Here is a 20,225-nt window from a genome sequence, read left to right on the forward strand (position 1 = left end):
CTCCGGAGGCGATCCGTGCCCGCACAGCCAACCGCGCCCACCCTCGTCCCCCGTCCCACCGAGGCCGCGTTCCGACCAGGACACTTCACGCTCGACGCCGACACGGCGCTGCGGATCGGCGAAGGCGCCGAAACCGCCGCGGACCTGCTGCGCACCCTGCTCGCCCCCGCCACCGGGCTGCCCCTGCACCCCTCCCCGGAAGGGCAGTTCACCCTGGCGCTCGACCCCGCCTCCAGTGAGCCCGCCGACTTCGGTGGCCCCGGCGACTTCGGTGGCGTGGGCGGCTTCGGTGGCCTGGGCGAAGAGGGATACGTACTCACCATCGACCCGCACAGCGTGCTGCTGCGCGCCGCACACCCCACCGGACTGCTCCGCGGCATCCAGACGGTCCGTCAGCTCCTGCCCCCGGCAGCCCTGTCGGCGGACCCGCAGCGCGTCACCCAGTGGCTGCTGCCGTGCGCCGACATCACCGACGTCCCGCGCCACCCCTGGCGCGGCGCGATGCTGGACGTGGCACGCCACTTCCAGCCCGTCTCCTATCTGCGCCGGTACGTCGACCTGCTCGCCCTGCACAAGATCAGCGTCTTTCATCTGCACCTCACCGACGACCAGGGCTGGCGCATGCCGGTCGCCGCCCACCCCAAGCTCACCGAGATCGGCGGCCATCGCGCCGAGTCGCAGCGGGGCCCGGCCGGCAGCGGCACGTACGACGGAATCCCGCACGGCGGGGCGTACACGCGGGGCGAACTGACCGGCCTGGTCCGGTACGCCGCCGCCCGCGGCGTCACCGTCGTGCCGGAGATAGAGATGCCCGGGCATGTACGTGCCGCCCTGGCCGCCTATCCCTCCTTGGGCAACCACCCCGAGCGGACCCTCGACGTGTGGACACACTGGGGGGTGTGCAACACCGTCCTCGGTGTCCACGACGAGGTGCTCGACTTCTGCCGCGGTGTCCTCGACGAGGTCATGGACGTCTTCCCGTCGCCGTACATCCACCTCGGCGGCGAGGAGTGCCCGACCGCCGAGTGGACGCACAGCGCCGCCGCACGTGAACGAGCCGCGGCGGAGGGCCTGTCGAGCCCCGAAGCCCTGCACGGCTGGTTCCTGGGGAAGGTCGGCGAGCACGTCGTCAGGAACGGGCGCCGGCCGGTCGGCTGGGCGGAGACCGGCGCCGAACTGCCCCCCGAGTTCACCGTGATGACCTGGCGCGATCCGGCCCACACCCTGACGGCGGCCCGCCGCGGCCACTCGGTGATCAACGCCCATCACCGGGCCACCTATCTCGACTACGCCCAGTCCGACGACCCGAAGGAACCGCAGGCGCAGCCCGGCGCCGTCGTCGATCTGCGTGCCGTCCACTCCCATGACCCGGTGCCCGAGAACACGGATGCGGATGCGGGTGCGGGTGCGGGTGAGGGGGCTGGGGCGGAGGCGGACGCCCAGGTCGCCGCACGGGTGCTCGGCACGCAGGCCCAGCTGTGGACCGAGTTCGTCTCGACGCCCGCGCACATCGAATACCTCACCTATCCGAGGCTGTGCGCCCTCGCCGACCGCGGCTGGAGCGGCGCCACCGACTGGCCCGACTTCCGCTCCCGGCTCGACGGGCACATGGCCCGGCTGGACGCACTCGGCGTCCACCACCACCCCTGACCTCACTCCCCGGTCCCACCTCCCTGTCCCACCCGTCCCCCGACCCGTCCGTTTCCGGGAATCACCCCACCTTTCTGGAGAGGAACCACCATGAGATTCGCCAAGAACCGGCTGCGCGCCACCGCACACACCGCTGTCGCGGTGGCCATGGGCGCCGCCGCGCTCACCGCACTCCCGGCCACCGCGAACGCGGCCGCCGACGGACTGAGCGTCCAGTACCGTACGAGCGCCACCGGAGCCGGTGCCGACCAGGCCGAACCGTGGTTCAAGGTGAAGAACACCGGTACCGCAACCGTGCAGTTGAGCAGTGTCAAGGTCCGGTACTACTTCAAGGCCGACTCAGCGAGCGCGAGTTACCGCTTCGCCTGTTCCTGGGCGGTCAAGGGCTGCGCCAACGTCACGGGCACCTTCGGCACGCTCGCCAACCCGACCGCCACGGCCGACCGCTACCTGGAGATCGGCTTCACCTCCGGGGCCGGGTCGCTCGCCCCGGGCGCCGACACCGGCGATCTGCAACTGCGGTTCTACCAGTCGACATGGGCGTCACTGAATCAGAGCGACGACTACTCCTTCGGCGCCTCCCAGACGTCGTACGGCGACTGGTCCAAGGTCACCGCGCAACTGGGCGGCACCACCGTGTGGGGCCAGGCGCCCGCGGGCAACGGGCCGACGGATCCGCCCACCGACCCGCCGACCGATCCCCCGGCCGACGCCGCCACGCTGTTCGACGACTTCAGCTACAGCGGCTACAGCGACCCGCGGATCTCGGCGAACGGCTGGACCGTACGCTCCAACTCCGGTGGTCCCGGCGTGCCCGGCGCGACCTGGGCACCCGACAAGGTCACCTTCGCGAGCACGGGCGGCAACTCCATCATGAACCTGGAGACCTCGACCGCCGGCACCGCGGCGAGCACCAAGCAGACCGAGATCCTCACCAAGGCGACGAAGTTCAAGAACGGCACCTACGCGGCACGGGTCCGGTTCAACGACGCGCCCAAGTACGGCCCGGACGGCGACCGTCTCGTCCAGACGTTCTTCACCATCAACGACCTCAAGGCACCACTGGCGGACGACTACTCCGAGTACGACTTCGAGTACCTGCCCAACGGCGGCTGGGGCGAGCCGTCCAACATCCTCTACACGACGTCCTGGGAGACGTACCAGGCCGAGCCGTGGGTGGCCGTCAACGAGCACACCGAGGCGAGGCAGAGCTTCAGCGGCTGGCACGACCTGGTGCTGACCATCGACAACAGCACCATCAAGTACTACATCGACGGCCAGCTCTTCGGGACGCACGGCTCCGCGTACCTGCCGGAGCGGCCCATGTCGATCAACTTCAACCAGTGGCTGATCGACCTCGCGGGCCAGACCAGCACCACCGCGCGGGCGTACGACCAGCAGGTGGACTACGTCCTGCATGTGAAGGACCAGGTCCTCACACCGGCGCAGGTCACCACGAAGCTGAACGCCTACCGCAGCGCGGGCACCACCTTCCAGGACACCGTGCCCGGCAGTTGACCGTCCGCGCGGGCCCGGGTCCGGGCGACCCGGGCCCAAGCGGCCGGGCCACGGCCGATCAGCCGTCGGAGGCGAGACGGTCCAGCCACTCCTTCAGCAGATGCTGCTCCGCGCCGCTGAGGGCCGACTGCTCGGGCAGCGTGGCGCGCAGGGCACGGGCGGCACCGGCCGGGCCCGCGTCCTGCACGGCCGGCTCCTCGTTGGTCACGGCGGTGACCATGGACTCCCGAAGCACGGACAACAGGGCGGGGTCCCGGCGCTCCTCGGGCAGGGACAGCCAGGTGAGCACCGCGCCACGCGCCGTGGCGTGGATGAGAGAGACCGCCAGCTCCTCGCCGACACGGAGGTGACCGCCCGCGGCGAGGCGGCGGATACGGCCCATCAGGATCTCCATGCCCGCCTTGAAGGCGGGCGAGGCCGGCCTGGTGGGCTCGCTGTACATCAGCGTGTACAGCGCCGGATTGGCCAGCCCGAACTCGACCGCCAGATCCCACCCGGCCCGCAGGTCCTCGATGAGGTCCCGCGGGTCGGGATCGACGTGTTTGGCCGCGAGGAAGGTCGCGAAGCCGTGTTCGGCGACCGCTTCCAGCAGCCCGTCCTTGTCGCCGAACAGCCGGTAGATGGCCGGCGGCTGCAATCCCGCCGCGACCGCGACCGCGCGAGTGGTGACGGCGTCGCGGCCCTCGCGCGCGAGCAGGTCGGCGGCGGCCTCGATGACGCGCTGCCTGGTCTCGACGGCTGCCCCGTCCCTGGCGCGTGTATGTGGTGGCATATATCAACGATATCGCATCTACGTTTCCAGCGTTAATATCGATGGTACGCTCAAAACGTTTCCACTGGAACTCCTCTGTTCCACCACTCCATCACTCCGCCATGGGAGCCCCGCATGATCATCGTTACCGGAGCCACCGGACTGCTCGGACGCCAGATCGTCGAGCGACTGCTCACCCTCGTACCGGCGGACAGGATCGGCATCAGCGTCCGCGACCCGCAGAAGGCGGAGGCGAAGACGTTCGCCGAGCAGGGGGTACGGGTCCGGCAGGGCAGCTTCACCGACGCCGCGAGCCTTGCCCACGCCTTCGAGGGCGCCTCCCAGGTGCTCATCGTCTCGGTCGACAAGATGGGCGACGAGGCCGTACGGCAGCACCGCGCCGCGATCGACGGCGCCGTGGCCGCCGGTGCCCGCCGCATCCTCTACACCAGCCACATGGGAGCCGACGCCTCGTCGCACTTCCAGCCCTGCCGCGACCATGCCGCCACCGAGGAGGCACTGCGGGCCTGCGGCGTGCCGTTCACCTCCCTGCGCAACGGCTTCTACGCCTCCAGCGCGCTGCAGTTCCTGGGTCAGGGCCTGCAGACCGGCCAGGTCGTTCTCCCCGCGGACGGGCCCGTGAGCTGGACCGCCCACGCCGACCTCGCCGACGCTGCCGCCGCCGTGCTGGCCGACGAGGGCAGCTTCAACGGCCCCACTCCTCCGCTCACCGCGGGCCAGGCGCTGACCTTCGACGACGTCGCGCGCATCGCCACCGACGTCACGGGCCGTCCCGTCACCAGGAGCACCGCACCGGACGACCAGTTCCGGGAGCAGCTGATCGGCCACGGTGTGCCCGCCGGGACGGCGGACCAGCTGCTCGGTGTCTTCACCGCGGCCCGCGCCGGTGAGTTCGCCACGGTGGACCCGACCCTGGCCAAGCTGCTCGGCCGGGAGCCCATGGCTCTGAGCACGGTCCTGCGCGAGCACCGGTAACCACTCGAAGTGACCGGCCTGCGTGACTGTCGGTGCGCTCGTGGTCAGAAGCCGACATCCGCCGGGCGATAGGTCGGCGGGCGGCGGACCTGCCCGGCCTGTTCGTAGGCGTGGGCGAGGCGGAGGAGGACCGGTTCGCTCCACGCAGTACCCATGAACGTCAGCCCGACGGGCAGGCCGAACGCGAAACCGGCCGGGACGCTGACCGCGGGATAGCCCGCGAGGGCTGCGGGTGTCGAAGCGCCTCCGCCGTAGCTGTCCCCGCGGATCAGGTCGATCTTCGCCGGCGGCCCGGTCGTGGGCATCACCAGTGCGTCGAGGCGATACCGGCGCAGCACCGCGTCGATGCCCTCGGCGCGCGAGAGGCGGTGGTTGGTGGCCAGCGCCTCGCGGTACTCGCGTTCGCCGAAGTCCAGCTCCTGCACGGCCTCCAGGCCGTCCTGCCGCACATAGCGCAGCTCACGGTCGGCGTGTTCGCGGTTGAACGCGATCAACTCGGCCAGGCTGCGCGGGTGGTCGCCGGGGGCAGCGGCCAGGTAGCCGTTGAGGGCGCGCTTGAACTCGTACGCCTGGACGACCATCGAGCTGGGCAGGTCCTCCAGTTGCTCGGCGGTCGGGATGTCGGCGGGGTCGACCACGGTCGCGCCGGCCTCGCGCAGGATGGCGATCGCGCGTTCCGCGATGTCGTCGGCGTGGTGGCTGTAGCCGAAGTACACCGTGCGCGGTACGCCGATGCGCGCTCCTTTCAGTCCGTCGGCGTCGAGGAACCGGGTGTAGTCGCGGTGGAAGCGGCCGCGGCTCGCCCTGGTCGCCGGGTCACGGTCGTCGACGCCGACGAGGGTGCCGAGGAGGATCGCGGCGTCGCGGACCGTGCGGGCGATCGGGCCGACGCTGTCCTGGCTCGGCACGCCGGGAATGACACCGCCGCGACCGACCAGTCCGACGGTCGGCTTCACGCCGACGACGCAGTTGGCCGAGGAAGGGTCGATGATCGAGCCGTTGGTCTCCGTGCCGATGGCGGCGACGCACAGACCCGCCGCCGCGGCGACCGCGCTGCCGGAACTCGACTCGTTCGGCGACCGGTCCAGCTTGTAGGGGTTGCGGGTCTGCCCTCCGCGGGCGCTCCAGCCTGCGTGATGGGTGAGCGACATACCGCCCGCCCACTCGCTCAGGTTGGTCTTGCCGAGGATGACCGCACCGGCCGCGCGCAGTCGCGCCGCGACGGTGGCGTCGGCCGCCGGACGCAGGCCCCGCAGGGCGAGTGATCCGGCCGTGGTGTGCATCCGGTCCGCGGTCTCCACCAGGTCCTTGAGCAGGACGGGCATGCCGTGCAGCGGTTTCCGGGGGTCCCCCTCGGCGTCCAGGCGCCGGGCCTCCCGCAGCGCGTCGGGGTTCACCTCGATCACGGAGTGCAGGAGGGGATCGAGGCGTTCGATGCGTTCCAGGTAGTGGCGGGTGAGCCGTTCGGCGTCGAGCCGTCCGTCAGCCATCCGTTGGCGCAGTTCGCCGATGCCCAGCTCGTGCAGTGCCGAGGCCGACGCCTGGCGCGCGCTGCTCGCGGTACGGGCCTGGGCGGGGCCGCCGCCGAGCAGGGGCGTGGCGGCCACGGCGGTGCCCAGTGCGAGCACGGTGCGGCGAGGGGTGTCGGTCCGGTCCGTTCGGTGCGACTCCTGGGACGTCATGCACCAGCACGCTAGAGGTGTGGCCGGCGTTTCTCGCTCCGGCTGTCCCCCTTCTCCGAGGTGCAAGCAGCCCCCTGCGGCAGCGGGGGACAGCCGGAGCAGCCCTCCGCCGTGAGATCCGGCCGGACCTGCTTCGGCGCGGTGTCGGGCGGAGTTGGCGGGAATTCCGCGTCGTCCGGCCGCCCTGCGGACCGCGCCCCACCGGGACTCGTCCAAACGGCCGAGGTCCCGCTCCCCCGTCCTCCCATCGCAGTCCACCGTTCGTTGACTCCTGTCGCCACCCTCCTCAACGAAAGGTTGAGCCGACCACGCCCCTGGACTCGACCGGATGTGTACGGGGGATATCGACCGGCTGATCGATGACATGCGTCAGAAGGGCTGAAATACTGAGCCCCAGCAAAAATTCAGCCGCGTTTTCTGGAACAGCGCGGCTTTGGCGCCGGTCTCTCCATGAAGCAGCACATCGCGCAGCACACAACGGGAGAACAGCTTGCGGATCAACATTCTGGGACCTGTGTCCATCAGCGTGGACGGCAAGCATCACACCATACGTGCCAATAAAGTACGGGCATTTCTCGCCCTTCTCGCGCTGGAAGCAGGCCGGGCCGTATCGAACGAGGACCTGGCGGAAGAACTGTGGTCCGGGCATCTGGTGGGCAACACCCGGAATGCCCTGCAGGCGCATGCGACACGGCTGCGCAAGGTGATCGTCGGCTCCGCCCAGCAGCATCAGGGCGCCTCCGTCCTGCGGGCCGTGCACAACGGCTACCTCCTCGAAGTGCCGCCCGAGTGCGTCGACAGCAACAGGTTTCTCGGCCTGGCCGCGCGCGGGGCCGCCGAGTTGCCGGTCCGTCCGGAACGCTCATTGGAACTGCTGCAGCAGGCGCTCGGGCTCTGGCAGGGACCGGCGCTGCTCGACGCCGGTGACGGACCTCGGGCCCGCGGGGCAGCCGCCCTTTTCGACGAGCGCAGGCTCACGGCCTGGGAGAACCTGGTCAGCGCCTATCTGGCTGTGGGCGACGACGCGGGCGCGATCGCGGAGCTTCGTCAGCTCGTCGCCCGGTACCCGCTGCGCGAGCGGTTCTGCGAGCTGCTCATGCTGGCGCTGTACCGGACCGGTCGGCAGGGTGAGGCGCTGGATCTGTTCCAGTGGGCCAGAAGGCGACTGGACGAGGAGTTGGGAGTCCGGCCGGGCGCCCTGCTCCAGCGCCGTCACACGGAGATCCTCGCCCAGGACCCGTCACTGACGCTCCCCTCCGCGGTCATCCCGGGCCGGCGGGAACCCGCCGCCGCCACCAACTGACGCGTACGGGACCGTGCGTTCCCTGCGACTTGTATGTGCCCTCCGGGATTCGCTGTTCCCCGGCTTTCAGCTCTCATGGAACTTTTGAACCGTCGGCCGAGCCAACCAGCGGGAGTGTTCAGACATCATGCGGTTCGATTCGGCGGAACCCGTGGCGATCGTGGGTATCGCCGCCCTGTACCCGGGCGTGCAGGGCCCCGAAGAATACTGGCAGTTGATGAACGGTGAATATCCCGTCACGGCAACCTCCCGTGCGACACCGGGCCTCGATGACATAGAAGTGAATGTCGCTCGGTTCGGAATTCCGCCGGCCCAGGCGCGTTCCATGGCCCGCATGCAGATTCTCATGCTTGAGGCCGCCCGGCAGTGTCTGGCGGACGCGGGGCACCCCGAGCGCGCGCTGCCCGTTGAGCGAACGGATGTCATCACCGGCACGTGCTTCGGCCTGGACCGCCAGCACGCCAACGCGCTGCGCGTCGAGGCAAGTCGTCATGTCCGCGAGGTCGAACGCGCTGCTCTCTCCGCGGGCGCCGACTCCCACAGTGCGAGGCAGGCCGCCGAGGAATTACGGCTGCTCCTGGCCCGGCGCCTGCACGGTTCCCCGCACGACCGGGTCGGGGAGATGGCGAGCACGATCCCGGCGCGCATCGCGACAGCCTTCAAGTTCCACGGCAGGACGCTGGCCATGGAGTCCGCGGACGCGACCTCGTACGTGGGTGTCGCCCAGGCCGTACTCAATCTCCGCGGCGGGCTGTCCGACGCGGTGCTCGTCGTCGCCGGACAGCGCCGGGAGAGCCCGCTGTTCGCCAGGGCGCTCGACGCAAAGGGGCTGACCTCCACCACGAGCCAGCCCTTCGCGACGGACGACTCAGGGTCCGGGTCCGGCTCCGGTTCTGGTTCTGGTTCTGGTTCTGGTTCGGGCTTCGTGCTCGGCGAAGGCGTCGGGGCGCTCCTGCTCAAGCGCCTGTCCACCGCCGAACGCGACGGCGACCGGATCTACGCCACGATCCTCGACTGCTCGCTGCGTCACGACGCCCGCCCGGGCCCCTTCACCGCCTCGCCGTCCGTCGGGCTCCGCCACGCGACGGCCGTCGGCTCACTGCGCGCGGCGGCGGTGCGCCCGGAGACGATCCAGTACGTCGAGTGCGTCGGATCCGGTGTCGCCCACGAGGTCCGCGCGGAGCTGGACGCGCTCGCCGCGCTCCACGAGGGCGCCGCCGCCGGGTCCGTGGCCGTCGGAAGTGTGAAGGACCGGCTCGGGCACACCTTCGCCAACGCGGGAATCGCCGCTCTCAGCAAGGTCGCGCTCGCGTTGCACCACCGGACGATCCCGCCCCAGCTGGAACCGGCCGACGCTGCGGAGTTCGCGCGCTCCGGCACACCGCTCCGGCACGCCGACGCGGGCCGGCCGTGGCCGCCGGGCGAGGAGGGCCACCCGCGCCGGGCGACCGTGCACGGCACCTCCCTCACCGGCACGCTCTGCCACCTCGTACTCGAAGAGCACGCGGGAGTCGTACACGAAGGACACGAGAGGACGGCACCTGCCGGCCGAGCGCAGAGCGCCGAGGCCACGAGCCTGACGCGGCCGACCCCCCTCACCCGGCTGCCCGGAGACGGCCCCACAGCCCGGTACGCGGTCGGGGACACAGCGTCGGACGCCGAGCCGATCGCGGTGGTGGGGCTGGCGGGGTGGTTCGCGGACTCGCCCGACGCGGAGAGCTTCTGGCAGGCCGTCCGCTCGGGCGTCAGCAGGATCGGCCCGGTGCCGGAGAGCGTCCTCGACCGGGACCTGTACTACGCCCCGGGCGCGCTGAGCCTCACCCACAGCTACACCGACCAGGGCGGTCACACGACACTGCCCACCGCTCCCCCGCCCGGTCTGCGGATCTCTCCCTCCCGCCACGCCGCCATGGACGGCGCGCAGCGCCTCGCCCTCGACGTCGCCGCACAACTCCTCGCCGGACGCGACACGCTCGCATCGGACGGCAGGGGACTGATCGCCGTCGGCAGCAATCTCGGCCTGTCCCGTGAGCGCCGGCTGAACGCCGAGTCGTCACTGCAGGATCTGGAGGACACGGTCGCCGGTCTCGACGCCCTCGGCGGTCTGTCCGCGCTCCAGAGGAAGTCGCTTCTCACGTCCCTGCGCGAGACCTTGGGCCCGCCGGACGAGGGTGTCCTGCCGGATCTGCTCGACGGCTGTCTGGCCAGTGGGATCGCCGCTCTCCTCGCCAACGAGTACGAACTCGACGCGGTGCCCCTCGCCGTGGAGGCGGCGTGCGCCTCCTCCCTCGCGGCGCTCGACGTGGCGGTCGGCGCGCTCCGCGCGGGAACCGCCGACTTCGCGATCGCAGGCGGTGTGGAACTGGCGTGCAACGCCCGGGACATGGTCCTGTGCTCGGCGCTCGGTCTGCTGTCGCACAGCAGGAACGCGCCCTTCGACGCGGGCGCCGACGGCTTCACGCCGGGCGACGGCTGCGGTCTGTTCCTGCTCAAGCGCTACGGTGACGCGCTACGCGACGGCGACGAGATCGTCGGTCTCGTCCGGGGTGTCGGGGCGTCCAACGACGCCAAGTCCCTGATCGCGCCCGATGTCGCGGGACAGACACGCGCGATGGAACGGGCCTTCGCCCAGGTCGACTTCGCCCCCTCGGCGGTCGACTACCTGGAGGCGCACGGCACCGGTACGAAGGTGGGCGACCGGGTGGAGATCGCCGCGGTCGCCAAGGTCTACGGCGGGGCCCGGCGTGCCCGTCCGCTGGAGATCGGCTCGGCGAAGTCGATCTACGGGCACACCTTCGCCGCCGCCGGAAGCGCCGGGCTGCTGCGCACGCTGCTGGCGATGCGGGCGCGCACACTGCCGCCCAACACGAACCTGCACACCCTCAATCCGGCGCTCGACCTGGCCGCCGTTCCCGCCGTGGTCTCGACCGAGCCCTCTCCGTGGAACAGGCGGCCCGGGCAGCCGAGGCGCGCCGCCGTGAGCTCGTTCGGCACGGGCGGTATCAACTACCACGTACTCGTCGAGGAGCACGAAGAGCACATGGAGCGCACGCGACCCATGGAAGACCTGGACGGATCACGATGAACTTCGAGTTCGACCCGGACGTCGAGGAGATGCGCACCATGATGGTGGCGTTCGCCCGGCGTGAGCTGGACGGTGGGCGCGAGGGGACCGGTCGGCGCGGGGAGACCGGTGGGGCCTTCGACGCCGACGACTTCCGCAGGCGCTGGCTCCTCGCGGGCAAGCAGGGCGTGGTCGGTGGCGTCGTCCCTGTCGCGTACGGGGGCAGCGGTCTGGACGCCGTCGCGGCGTCAGCGGTCATGGAAGCCCTCGGGTACGGCTCCTCCGACACGGGTTTCGCCTTCTCCGTCGCGGCGCACCTGTTCGCGTCCCTGATGCCGATCGTGGAGTTCGGGACGGAGGAGCAGAAGCGGCGTCTGCTGCCGGCGCTCTGCTCCGGAGAGCGCATCGCGGCGCATGCCATCACCGAGCCCGAGGCGGGTTCGGACGCGCTGAACCTGCGTACGCGCGCCGAGTTCAGGGGCGACCACTATGTGCTGCACGGCAGTAAGTGCTTCACGACGAACGCACCGGTCGCCGATGTGTTCGTCGTGCAGGCGGCGACCGAGCCGGGCCGCGGCTTCTTCGGTCTGACGGCGTTCGTCGTCGAGGCGGGCACACCCGGTCTCAGCGTGGGGCCGCCCTACACCAAGGTCGGACTGCGGGGCTCCCCGACGGCCGACGTGCACTTCGACGGGTGTGTGGTGCCCGCGGAGGATGTGCTCGGGGCCCGGGGCGCGGGGGCGAGTGTGTTCTCCTCGTCCATGAAGTGGGAGCGCACCTGTCTCTTCGCCGCCTATCTCGGTGCCATGCAGCGGGTCCTGGAGTCGACGGTCGAATACGCGTCACAGCGTGAGCAGTTCGGTGCGCCCATCGGTAGTTTCCAGGCGGTGAGCCACCGTCTCGTCGACATGACCCTGCGGCTGGAGTCCGCCCGGCTCCTGCTCTACAAGGCCGCGTGGGGACTGGCGCGTGGCTCCGAGGACGAGGTGGGCCCCGCGCTGGCGAAGCTGGCCGTCAGCGAGGCCGCCGTGCAGTTGGGTCTCGACGCGATCCAGGTACGCGGTGCGCTGGGCGTCCTCGAAGGGGAGGCCGAGACGCTGTTGCGTGACGCGCTCCCCGCACGGATCTTCTCCGGCACCAACGAGATCCAGAAGAACAACATCGCCCGGGCGCTGGGCCTGAACGGCAGCCGCCGTCGGGCCGGGCGGCGCTGATCCACCGATTGCTTCGGCAACCACCGGTTCTGCTTCGGCAACCACTCGTCGGCCCGGTCATCCCGTCCGGCCCGGAACGGAGTACACCATGACGATCATTGTTCACCGCATCCGTCTGCTCGACGGGATGGCACCGGACCGCTTCGAGACATGGGTGCAGGACGTCGACTACGCCACGTGCCCCGAACTGCCCAGTGTCCTGTCGTTCAGTGTCCAGCGGGTGGTCGGGCCGGCGGCGGACGGACAGGCCGGCGCCGAGCCCCTCACCTACGTCGAAATCATCGAGGTATCCAGCCTCGCCGACTTCGAGCAGGACATGCAGAGTCCGCCCTTTCGAAAGCTGGTCTCCGACTTCGACCAGATGGCCGAGGTCGTGTCCGAGACGGTTGGCAACCGTATCGGAGACGGCTATCGCGCGTGAATAGCGGATGGGCCGTCGGCGTCGAAAGGCGTATTGATTCGCAGTCGTCAGCTCCGGCCCGAGTGCTTTGAATTCTGTTCAATGGCCGCCATGAGTCCGGTCTCGTAGGCGACGGCCACGGCCTGGGCGCGACTTCCGACCTCAAGTTTCCTCAGCAAATGGTGAACGTGGGAGCGAACAGTCGCTGTGGAAACCGATAATTTCTCCGCTATCTCCGCATTGGACTTTCCCTGCGTGAGCAGGGCGATCACCTCGGTCTCCCGTGGCGTCAGCGAGGGCACGACGCTCGCGGCGAGCGCGGAGGCGTGTCGCTGCGGCAGATGGTCGAGGCTCCTGCGGGCCGCTTCGGGGATGACCATCGCACTGCCCGCGCTGACCGTCCGCAGGACATGGATCAGCTCGTCGGCGGAGGTGTCGGGGGCGAGGACGGCACGGACCCCGAGCCGCAGAATCTCGATCGAACGGCTGGCGCTCTCGGCCTTCGTGATGTGGACGACCTTGGTCAGTGCCGCGAGAGCGGTCAGCTCCCGCTTGTCCTCGATGGTCAGGGCGGGAGCCACCACCACGGTCACGTCCGGTGCCGAGTCGGCGGCGGCCGCTTCCGAATCCGTCCCCGTCGCGTATCCGATGACAGCGATGTCGGGCTGCTGATCGAGAAGGGCCCGCATCCCGGCGCCCACGATCGATCCCTCGCAGCAGAGCAGCACCCGGATACCGCGGGCGGCACCACCGCCGGGGGCGGTGTGATGGGCCGGGGAGGCCGACCAGTCGTCCCGCACGGCTCGATGTCCCGACCTCCGCCGGTGGACGCTCATCGCTCGGCGATCAGGTAGGTCGTCCACGCGAAACGATGCGTGGCATTGAGGCCCGTTCGCCGAGAGCAGTGCAAGGTTCGTTCCTCCCCCGAGATTGACGCGACCCTGCGTGTTCCAGGAGACCCTCGCTGCTTATCGGTCTCGCAACTTCGAGGCCGCATGGCATATGCAGGGTAACACAAGAGACACATGTTCACGGGGTTCCGAGGATCTCGTGGAGTTTTACCACCGAGTAACCTCGTGCCTTATCTGTCCGGTATTTGGTGGCTGGTTCTGACAACGCACAGGAGAATTTCACGAGACCTTTGGACGACGTGTCAGATCGTGCGTACGGCACGGGCTCCTATCCGGCGTGGTGACCGCGGAAAATCGGTGAGAGGGCGCCCCAATCTGCTCACGAAGAAGGTCCGGCCGGGTAGCCCGAGCCGGTCCTGCAGCTCCTTTCGTACGTCGTCGTGCTGCAGGACGACGCTGACAGGATGCAGCACGAGGCCCGCCTCCGTGGCCCGCAGCCAGTACTCGGCCAGCCGGGCTCCACCACGGATGGTCGCCTCGACACCGGGAGACGCGTCGGCGAGGCCCATGGCGACGATGGCCGGCGTAGGCCGTACGACGCGGGCGAGTTGGCGGGCGAGCACCCGGTGGTAGCCCGCGTGCCGGAGCACGCTCATGGTGGTGGGAGCCAGCGCGAGGCGCAGGGCGTGGCGCCGGGGCGTCGACAGCGGCCCGAAGAGCTGGCTGACAGGGAAGCCGTCACCCCGTGCCTGCGCCTCGGCCTCGTCCCGGCGCACGAACGAGTACGTCTCGCGCCAGGCCTGCCGATGGCTGAAGTCGCGTCCCCCGTGGCGGGCCACGAAGCCGGCGAAGGCCGCGCGATCGTCGTCTGCCACGAGATGCCGGACGGTGACGTCCGCGCCCGCTGCGACGCCGGTCGAGGGGACGGACAGGGCGTCCAGGACTGCTGGTTCGACCGCTTCCGGGCGGTAGGGCGCGCGGTTGGTCCGTCGGGCCAGGGCGGTGCGGCGGAGTTCGGCGGGAGAACCGCCCGGCTCGTCCGTGCGGCGCAGCCGGACCGCGCACAGGGGTGACCATGACACCGGCCAGGTATCACCGAGAGAGCGACCGGCGTCGTAAGCCACGCCCGTCCGGACGTCGGCACCGCCAGTCCGTCCGGCGGCGAGCGGTTCGACGAACCGGATGTGGTCCGTCGACCAGCCCTGGAGGGCAAGCGAGCGCAGCAGGATCTGCAGGTACGCGCCACAGCTGACCAGCATCTCGACGGCGTGCGCGGGGAGCGAGGTGAGTTCGCGCTCCCGGTCAAGTGCGAGGATCACGTACTCGTCGTCCAAGTCACCTCTGTCCGAGTCGCTTCCATCCGAGTCACCTCCAGCGGTTCCGCTCTCACCGGAGCTGCCGTCGGGTGCTTGGTGGCCGTCTGCGGGTGTCTCGTCGACGAGCCGTTCCACTGCCCGGCGGGCGCCACGGCCGGTGGGCCAGGCGACGCCCCAGGGCTGGCAGTTGTGCGACGACGGGCTGAGCGCGGCGACGTCGGCCGCTTCGAGCAGGGCGTGCTCGAAGGACGCTCGGCGTTCCGCGGAGGGCGGCCGGGGTGTCGAGGTGGGTGAGCTGGTCACGGTGTCCGTTCTCCTCACTGCCACACGAGTGCCAGGGCGTATCCGTCGACTTCCCGGGCCCAGCTGTCGAAGCGGGAACCGTCGGCGGCGGGTGCGTGACGCCGCAGTTCAGGCCCGGCGTGCCAGGCGAACCGGCCGTCGGGCCACCACTGGGTGAGCCGCACCTCGCGGCTGTCCACCCGCAGGCCGAAGCCGAAGTGTTTGAGCACCGCCTCCTTGCAGGCCCACCGCAGGGGCAGCGGCATGGCGCCCACTCCCCCGAGCCGGGGATCGGCCGCGATCTCCGGGGGATGCGTGAGCAGTTCCGCGAGGGGTGGTGGCACCTGGCGGCTGTGCTCGACGTCGATCCCGACGGCCCGCGGCCCGCAGACGGCGACGGCGAAGTCCACCGAGTGCGACAGACCGACCTCCACGCGGGCGTCGACGACGGGTTTCCCGGCCCGGAGTCCGTCCGGGACGACACCGACCGTGATGTCGCGAGGGCGCACCGAGGTGCCGGCGTGCCGCCGCAGATAGGCGCACACGCTGTGTTTGATGGCCAGACGTCCCGCCAGCCACTCCAAGCGCCGCTTGATCAGGCGCAGTTGTGCCGCCTGTCGGTTCTCTTCGTCGCTCAGGTGCCGGGTGCCGATCGTCGCACGGTCCGTCTCGTCGCGTCCGCGCAGCCAGGCGATCGACACCACGGCGACCGTCAGGGGGCCGCGGGCGTGTGTGACGTACAGGGGACGCGCGGGGTCGAGCGTCATGCTGTCGTCGAGGCTGCGGGCCGCGACACGGTCCGGCGTGGTGATCGTCATCGCCGGGCCTTCAGCGCTCCACGCGCGGGGGCAGCAGGAACGGGTAGGTACGCCGTCTGATGCGGTTGTGCCAGAAACGGTCGGCCTGCCGCAGCCGTTGGATGAGTTCCCACATCCGGGCGTCGTCGCGGTAGTACGCGGCCACCTCCTCCACGGTGATCGGCCTGGAGAGGCGGGCGTTGGCCTGTTCCAGGAACGCCGGCACGAGATCGTGGAGCCGTTCCTTGTACAGGTTGCCGAGGAAGTCCAGCAGGACACCGCGGGTCTCGTAGAACTTGTCGAAGATCGACCTGGTCATCGAGACGCGGACGGCGTCGCGCAGGACCCAGGGCAGCGAGCTGAAGAAGAGCCGGACGTCCAGCCGTTCGCGGTTGCGGGCGTCCCGCATGAGAGGCGTCGTGACATCGAGGTACACCAGCTCACCGCCGACATCCATCCAGTTGTTGGCCTGCGCGTCCAGACCGAGGGTGGGCTCCACGGCATGCTCGACGCGGTCGAGGAACCGGGAGAAGAAGTCCTTGATCCAGGTGTCGTCCTCGGTGTGCAGAAGCCTGGAGCACAGCCGGTGCGAGGGCAGTTCGCGCTGCACGCAGTAGGCCGTGATCCGCCCCGACGGCAGCCGCGTGTGCCACACCTCGGTGTCGGCGACACTGAGGCCGTTGTCCCCGAGCCTCCTCAGATACTCGCGAAGGCCCTCCTCGTACCGTTCGAAGCGTCCGCGGTCGGGGAACACCGGCAGCCGCTTGCAGGCGAACGCGCCGTCGCCGCTCTCCAGGCCCAGCACCAGGCTGACTTCGCCGTAGCCGAGCACGTCGAGGGCTTTGTCGTCCTTGGTCCTGAGCGCGGCTTGAACCCGGTCTTCGAGCTGTGCGAGTTCGACGTGCGGAACGGTGAAGGACATGGCATGACCCTTAGCTCTGGTTGTCCGTCCTGGCCCGCGGGACTGCCGCGGCGGACGGGGACGGTGTGCGCCGGTGCCGCACGAGGAGGTAGATGGCCGCGGCGAAGAACGCGGCGTCGAGCACGAGGATCTGCGGCACGCTGCTGACGAGGATGACGACCAGGCAGACCAGCATGAGCAGTTGGCCGTAGAGCGCGGCGACGACCAGGTACCGGTCGAGGATCAGGACGATCCCGCTGACGACCATCGCCGCCGCGACGAACACGGTGACGCCGGTGGGGTGTTCGGCGAGCCAGTCGGTGAAGGGGCCGAGGACGGCGACACCGTGGTTGCCGTCCGCGGCACCGTCGAGACGCTCTTCGACCGACTCGATCTCCGGGAAGAACTTGCCGATGCCGGCGATGACGTAGAGGACGCCCACTGTGCGCTGAAGGATCAGGTCTCGTTTGGTCACCCGTTGGAGTCTTCCGGTGTCGTGGCCTGGCGGCCGGGGCTTTTTCGGACGAGATCCACTGATGGTGCGATCCGGTGTTCGTGTGTCTGCCGGTTCAGGCGGCCGTGATCACCAGGACCGCGTTCTGGCCGCCGAAGCCGAACGAGTTGCTGACCGCGACCTCCACCTTCCGTTCCCGGGGCGAACCGGCGACGATGTCCAACTCGACCTCGGGGTCCTGCCGTTCGAGGTTGGCGGTCGGCGGGATGGTGCCGTTCTCGACGGTCAGCACGGTCAGCGCGGCCTCGATCGCCCCGGCGGCGCCCAGGGTGTGGCCGGTCACCCCTTTGGTGGAGGTGACCGCGGCGCCTTCACCGAGGAGCCCCCGCAACACCTTGGCCTCCGCCGCGTCGTTGAGCGGTGTGGAGGTGCCGTGGGCGTTGACATGGTCGACCTCCTCGGGTGTGACGCCCGCTCCCGACAGGGCCGTGCGCAACGCCCGCAGAACCCCCGCGCCCTCGGGGTCGGGGGCGGTCATGTGGTAGGCGTCGGCGGAGGCCCCGTACCCGGCGATCCTCGCCCGGACCGTCGCCCGGCGCGCCCGTGCGTCCGCCTCGCGTTCGAGGACGAGCATCCCGCTGCCCTCGCCGATGACGAACCCGTCACGGTCCGCGTCGAAGGGGCGGGACGCGGCGGACGGTGCGTCGAGCCTCCTGGACAGTGCGCCCATCTGCGCGAAACCCGTCACCATGAGGGGGCTGACCCCGGCCTCGGCGCCACCTGTGACGACCACGTCGCAGCTTCCGTCGCGCAGCAGTTGCAGGGCTGTGCCGATCGCCGTGGCACCGGAGGCGCAGGCCGTCGCCGTGACCAGGTTCGGGCCCTTGGCGTGCAGGTCCATCGCCAGGTGCCCGGCGGCCATGTTCGGTACGAGCATCGGGATCAGCAGGGCGGAGACCGCTTCCGGGCCCTTCTCCAGCATCCTCCGGTGCTGGGTCTCCCAGGTCGCCACTCCCCCGAGGCCGCAGCCGACGACGACACCGACGCGGACGCCGTCCCAGGTACGGGGGTCGAGCCCGGCGTCGGCGACCGCCTCGCGTGCCGCGGTGATGCACAGCTGGCTGAAGCGGTCGTGCGCGAGGGAGCTGCGCCGGCCCACGTGTTCGCGGGCGGAGAAGCCGGGCACGGTGCAGGAGATGTCCACGGGGAGTCCGGCCAGTGCGGGGTTCCTGGCCGCCGGGGACCGGCCCGCGCACACGCCCTTCCAGGTGTCGTCGGCGCCGATACCGGCCGAGGTGACCAGTCCGACGCCCGTGACCGCGATGGGCGGCGCAGGTGACCTGGAGGTGGTCATGCCGGTGCCTCGGCGGACGCGAGGCGTTCGATCAGGTCGGCGACCTGTGTGACCGTGTCCCCGGGAGAAGCGGCGTCGTCGTCGACGTGCACACCGAAGTCGGACTGGATGACGAGAAGCAGCTCGACGAGGAACAGCGAGTCCATGTCGAGGTCCTCGAACGTGGTGTCAGGGCCGATCTCCGCACGGTCCACCTCGAAACGGTCGACCAGCAGATCGACCAACCTGCCGTACATCACGCTCATACGTCCCTCACGCCCCTGTGTTCCTCACACTCATGCGTCCCTCTCGCCCCTGCGGTGTGCCCTGCCCTTCCGGCGCTCCCAAGGCACCGCTGCGTCACGTCGTCATCGAGGTCACTTCGTCGTCGAGTGTGGGTGCCGGGGCTGACCGCCCACTGACCGATGGCTGACCGCGCACTGACGGACCGGCGCCCGTCGGCGGAGGGGCGCTGTGTCAGTCATCGGTCAGTGCCTCGTCAGCCATCGGTCAGCCCCTCGGACCAGACTCGGCCCGGACATCGCCCATGACCGCCCGGAACACACGGCCGTCCGGAAGACGAGGAGCACTCCCGTGGTGGCACGTCTTCGCGACCGACCGACACCTCGATACGTCACCGGTGACCGCCCCGGCCGACAAGACCGGCAGGACCGGCAGAACCGGGACTGTGTCCGATGAGCCGGGCCGCCGTGCTGACCGGGGTCGGCAGCTGCCTGCCGCCCAGGGCCGTTCCGAACGACGAACTGGCCGCCGGTCTGGACAGTTCCGAGGAATGGATCCGCTCGCGCACAGGCATCGAGCAGCGGTACTTCGCGGAGCAGGGCACGGCGACCTCCGACCTGGCCGTCGGGGCGGGCGAAAGAGCCCTGAAGAGCGCGGGCGTCTCCACCGTGGACGCGGTACTCGTCGCGACGACCACCCCGGACCGCCCCTGTCCGGCGACCGCCCCCGTGGTGGCCGCCCGGCTCGGGATGAGGGGAACGGCCGCCTACGACGTGTCCGCCGTCTGCACCGGATTCGTGTACGGGTTGGCGACCGCGGCGGGGCTCATCTCCGCGGGCGTCGCCGACCGCGTACTGGTCATCGGCGCGGAGACGTTCTCCACGCTGCTCGATCCCGAGGACCGGTCCACGGCCGTGATCTTCGGGGACGGTGCCGGAGCCGTCGTCCTGCGCTCGGGCGATCCGGCGGAGCCCGGTGCGCTCGGCCCTTTCGACCTGGGCAGCGACGGCGACGGCGAGGACCTGATCACCGTGCCGGCGGGCGGCTCACGGCAGCGCCTGTCGGGGCTGGCACCGGCGGCCGGCGAACAGTACTTCGCCATGTCGGGCAAGGAGGTCTTCCGGCACGCGGTCCTGCGGATGACCGGATCGGCCCGTACGGTCCTCTCTCGGGCGGGCTGGCGGGCGGAGGACGTCGACCATCTGGTGAGCCATCAGGCGAACCTCCGGATCACCAACCATGTCGCCGACGACCTCGGGATTCCCCGGAACCGCTGTGTCAGCAACATCGCCGAGGTCGGCAACACCGCGGCGGCCTCCATCCCGCTCGCCCTCGACCAGGCACACACCGAGGGTGCGCTGCGGCCGGGCGGGCGGATGCTGCTCACCGCGTTCGGCGGAGGGCTCACCTGGGGGGCCACGGTACTGACCTGGCCGGACCTGGACCCGGCCCGCGCGTGAGCACACGTAC

At 70.3% G+C, this 20,225-nt stretch carries 18 protein-coding genes; 8 read left to right on the forward strand and 10 right to left on the reverse strand.

Features of this window, described 5'->3' with window-relative positions; all coding sequences use genetic code 11:
- Positions 1-15: 15 nt before the first annotated feature.
- Positions 16-1,650: a beta-N-acetylhexosaminidase gene (locus ACZ60E_RS10775; RefSeq protein ID WP_469439476.1), complete on the forward strand. Its 1,635-nt coding sequence runs from the start codon at positions 16-18 to the stop codon at positions 1,648-1,650.
- Positions 1,651-1,740: 90 nt separating this feature from the next.
- Positions 1,741-3,168, forward strand: a complete 1,428-nt coding sequence (locus ACZ60E_RS10780) for a cellulose binding domain-containing protein (RefSeq protein WP_469439477.1) — start codon at positions 1,741-1,743, stop codon at positions 3,166-3,168.
- Between the two features lie 58 nt (positions 3,169-3,226).
- Here the strand turns inward: ACZ60E_RS10780 and ACZ60E_RS10785 are convergent, their stop codons facing one another.
- Positions 3,227-3,940, reverse strand: coding sequence for a TetR/AcrR family transcriptional regulator (locus ACZ60E_RS10785; RefSeq protein WP_385831135.1), 714 nt, complete (start codon positions 3,938-3,940; stop codon positions 3,227-3,229).
- Between the two features lie 114 nt (positions 3,941-4,054).
- On the opposite strand from ACZ60E_RS10785, the gene ACZ60E_RS10790 reads away from it, so the two are divergent.
- Complete coding sequence (locus ACZ60E_RS10790; RefSeq protein WP_469439478.1) at positions 4,055-4,915, forward strand: SDR family oxidoreductase; 861 nt, start codon at positions 4,055-4,057, stop codon at positions 4,913-4,915.
- Positions 4,916-4,959: 44 nt separating this feature from the next.
- On the opposite strand, the gene ACZ60E_RS10795 is transcribed toward ACZ60E_RS10790, so the two are convergent.
- Together ACZ60E_RS10795 and ACZ60E_RS10800 are read right to left on the reverse strand one after the other, a co-directional pair.
- The gene (locus ACZ60E_RS10795; RefSeq protein ID WP_469439480.1) at positions 4,960-6,597 is read right to left on the reverse strand and encodes an amidase; all 1,638 of its coding nucleotides are present in this window, start codon (positions 6,595-6,597) and stop codon (positions 4,960-4,962) included.
- A gap of 369 nt (positions 6,598-6,966) precedes the next feature.
- Entirely contained in the window at positions 6,967-7,101 is a 135-nt protein-coding gene (locus tag ACZ60E_RS10800) for a hypothetical protein (RefSeq protein ID WP_384802213.1), read from the reverse strand.
- 10 nt (positions 7,102-7,111) lie between these two features.
- On the opposite strand from ACZ60E_RS10800, the gene ACZ60E_RS10805 reads away from it, so the two are divergent.
- From ACZ60E_RS10805 to ACZ60E_RS10820, 4 genes are all read left to right on the forward strand, one after another.
- Positions 7,112-7,900 (forward strand): AfsR/SARP family transcriptional regulator, encoded by a 789-nt coding sequence (locus ACZ60E_RS10805; RefSeq protein WP_453790818.1) that lies wholly within the window; start codon positions 7,112-7,114, stop codon positions 7,898-7,900.
- Positions 7,901-8,027: 127 nt separating this feature from the next.
- Positions 8,028-10,985 carry a beta-ketoacyl [acyl carrier protein] synthase domain-containing protein gene (locus ACZ60E_RS10810; RefSeq protein WP_469439483.1) on the forward strand — a complete coding sequence of 986 codons (2,958 nt, stop codon included), beginning with the start codon at positions 8,028-8,030 and terminating at the stop codon, positions 10,983-10,985.
- Positions 10,982-12,178, forward strand: a complete 1,197-nt coding sequence (redW, locus tag ACZ60E_RS10815) for an L-prolyl-[peptidyl-carrier protein] dehydrogenase (RefSeq protein WP_469439486.1) — start codon at positions 10,982-10,984, stop codon at positions 12,176-12,178. The genes ACZ60E_RS10810 and redW overlap by 4 nt, the downstream gene beginning before the upstream one ends.
- 88 nt (positions 12,179-12,266) lie before the next feature.
- On the forward strand, positions 12,267-12,599 hold the full coding sequence (locus ACZ60E_RS10820; protein WP_469439488.1) for a RedY protein: 333 nt from the start codon (positions 12,267-12,269) through the stop codon (positions 12,597-12,599).
- Positions 12,600-12,646: 47 nt separating this feature from the next.
- Here the strand turns inward: ACZ60E_RS10820 and ACZ60E_RS10825 are convergent, their stop codons facing one another.
- From ACZ60E_RS10825 to ACZ60E_RS10855, 7 genes are all read right to left on the reverse strand, one after another.
- Complete coding sequence (locus tag ACZ60E_RS10825; protein WP_469439490.1) at positions 12,647-13,378, reverse strand: response regulator transcription factor; 732 nt, start codon at positions 13,376-13,378, stop codon at positions 12,647-12,649.
- A gap of 353 nt (positions 13,379-13,731) precedes the next feature.
- A complete protein-coding gene (locus tag ACZ60E_RS10830) occupies positions 13,732-15,048 on the reverse strand; it encodes a RedV protein (RefSeq protein ID WP_469439492.1) in 1,317 nt (438 codons plus the stop codon).
- Between the two features lie 14 nt (positions 15,049-15,062).
- Entirely contained in the window at positions 15,063-15,845 is a 783-nt protein-coding gene (locus tag ACZ60E_RS10835) for a 4'-phosphopantetheinyl transferase family protein (protein WP_469439493.1), read from the reverse strand.
- 10 nt (positions 15,846-15,855) lie between these two features.
- Entirely contained in the window at positions 15,856-16,746 is an 891-nt protein-coding gene (locus ACZ60E_RS10840) for a DUF6206 family protein (protein ID WP_469439494.1), read from the reverse strand.
- A gap of 10 nt (positions 16,747-16,756) precedes the next feature.
- A complete protein-coding gene (locus ACZ60E_RS10845) occupies positions 16,757-17,200 on the reverse strand; it encodes a DUF6041 domain-containing protein (protein ID WP_453790810.1) in 444 nt (147 codons plus the stop codon).
- A 94-nt stretch (positions 17,201-17,294) separates the two neighbouring features.
- On the reverse strand, positions 17,295-18,533 hold the full coding sequence (locus tag ACZ60E_RS10850; RefSeq protein WP_469439496.1) for a beta-ketoacyl-[acyl-carrier-protein] synthase family protein: 1,239 nt from the start codon (positions 18,531-18,533) through the stop codon (positions 17,295-17,297).
- On the reverse strand, positions 18,530-18,778 hold the full coding sequence (locus tag ACZ60E_RS10855) for an acyl carrier protein (protein WP_469439498.1): 249 nt from the start codon (positions 18,776-18,778) through the stop codon (positions 18,530-18,532). The genes ACZ60E_RS10850 and ACZ60E_RS10855 overlap by 4 nt, the downstream gene beginning before the upstream one ends.
- Positions 18,779-19,207: 429 nt before the next feature.
- On the opposite strand from ACZ60E_RS10855, the gene ACZ60E_RS10860 reads away from it, so the two are divergent.
- A complete protein-coding gene (locus ACZ60E_RS10860) occupies positions 19,208-20,215 on the forward strand; it encodes a beta-ketoacyl-ACP synthase III (RefSeq protein ID WP_384802247.1) in 1,008 nt (335 codons plus the stop codon).
- Positions 20,216-20,225 lie beyond the last annotated feature (10 nt).

It is taken from the genome of Streptomyces sp. NPDC102514 (assembly GCF_055584525.1).

Excerpts from the sequence above, each read along its gene's own strand:
- ACZ60E_RS10840 (WP_469439494.1), bottom strand. The coding sequence starts at position 16,746 with ATGTCCTTCACCGTTCCGCACGTCGAACTCGCACAGCTCGAAGACCGG.
- ACZ60E_RS10790 (WP_469439478.1), top strand. The coding sequence starts at position 4,055 with ATGATCATCGTTACCGGAGCCACCGGACTGCTCGGACGCCAGATCGTC.
- ACZ60E_RS10850 (WP_469439496.1), bottom strand. The coding sequence starts at position 18,533 with ATGACCACCTCCAGGTCACCTGCGCCGCCCATCGCGGTCACGGGCGTC.
- ACZ60E_RS10780 (WP_469439477.1), top strand. The coding sequence starts at position 1,741 with ATGAGATTCGCCAAGAACCGGCTGCGCGCCACCGCACACACCGCTGTC.
- ACZ60E_RS10800 (WP_384802213.1), bottom strand. The coding sequence starts at position 7,101 with ATGTTGATCCGCAAGCTGTTCTCCCGTTGTGTGCTGCGCGATGTGCTG.
- ACZ60E_RS10810 (WP_469439483.1), top strand. The coding sequence starts at position 8,028 with ATGCGGTTCGATTCGGCGGAACCCGTGGCGATCGTGGGTATCGCCGCC.
- ACZ60E_RS10795 (WP_469439480.1), bottom strand. The coding sequence starts at position 6,597 with ATGACGTCCCAGGAGTCGCACCGAACGGACCGGACCGACACCCCTCGC.
- ACZ60E_RS10785 (WP_385831135.1), bottom strand. The coding sequence starts at position 3,940 with ATGCCACCACATACACGCGCCAGGGACGGGGCAGCCGTCGAGACCAGG.
- ACZ60E_RS10855 (WP_469439498.1), bottom strand. The coding sequence starts at position 18,778 with ATGAGCGTGATGTACGGCAGGTTGGTCGATCTGCTGGTCGACCGTTTC.
- ACZ60E_RS10835 (WP_469439493.1), bottom strand. The coding sequence starts at position 15,845 with ATGACGATCACCACGCCGGACCGTGTCGCGGCCCGCAGCCTCGACGAC.
- ACZ60E_RS10820 (WP_469439488.1), top strand. The coding sequence starts at position 12,267 with ATGACGATCATTGTTCACCGCATCCGTCTGCTCGACGGGATGGCACCG.
- redW (WP_469439486.1), top strand. The coding sequence starts at position 10,982 with ATGAACTTCGAGTTCGACCCGGACGTCGAGGAGATGCGCACCATGATG.
- ACZ60E_RS10860 (WP_384802247.1), top strand. The coding sequence starts at position 19,208 with ATGAGCCGGGCCGCCGTGCTGACCGGGGTCGGCAGCTGCCTGCCGCCC.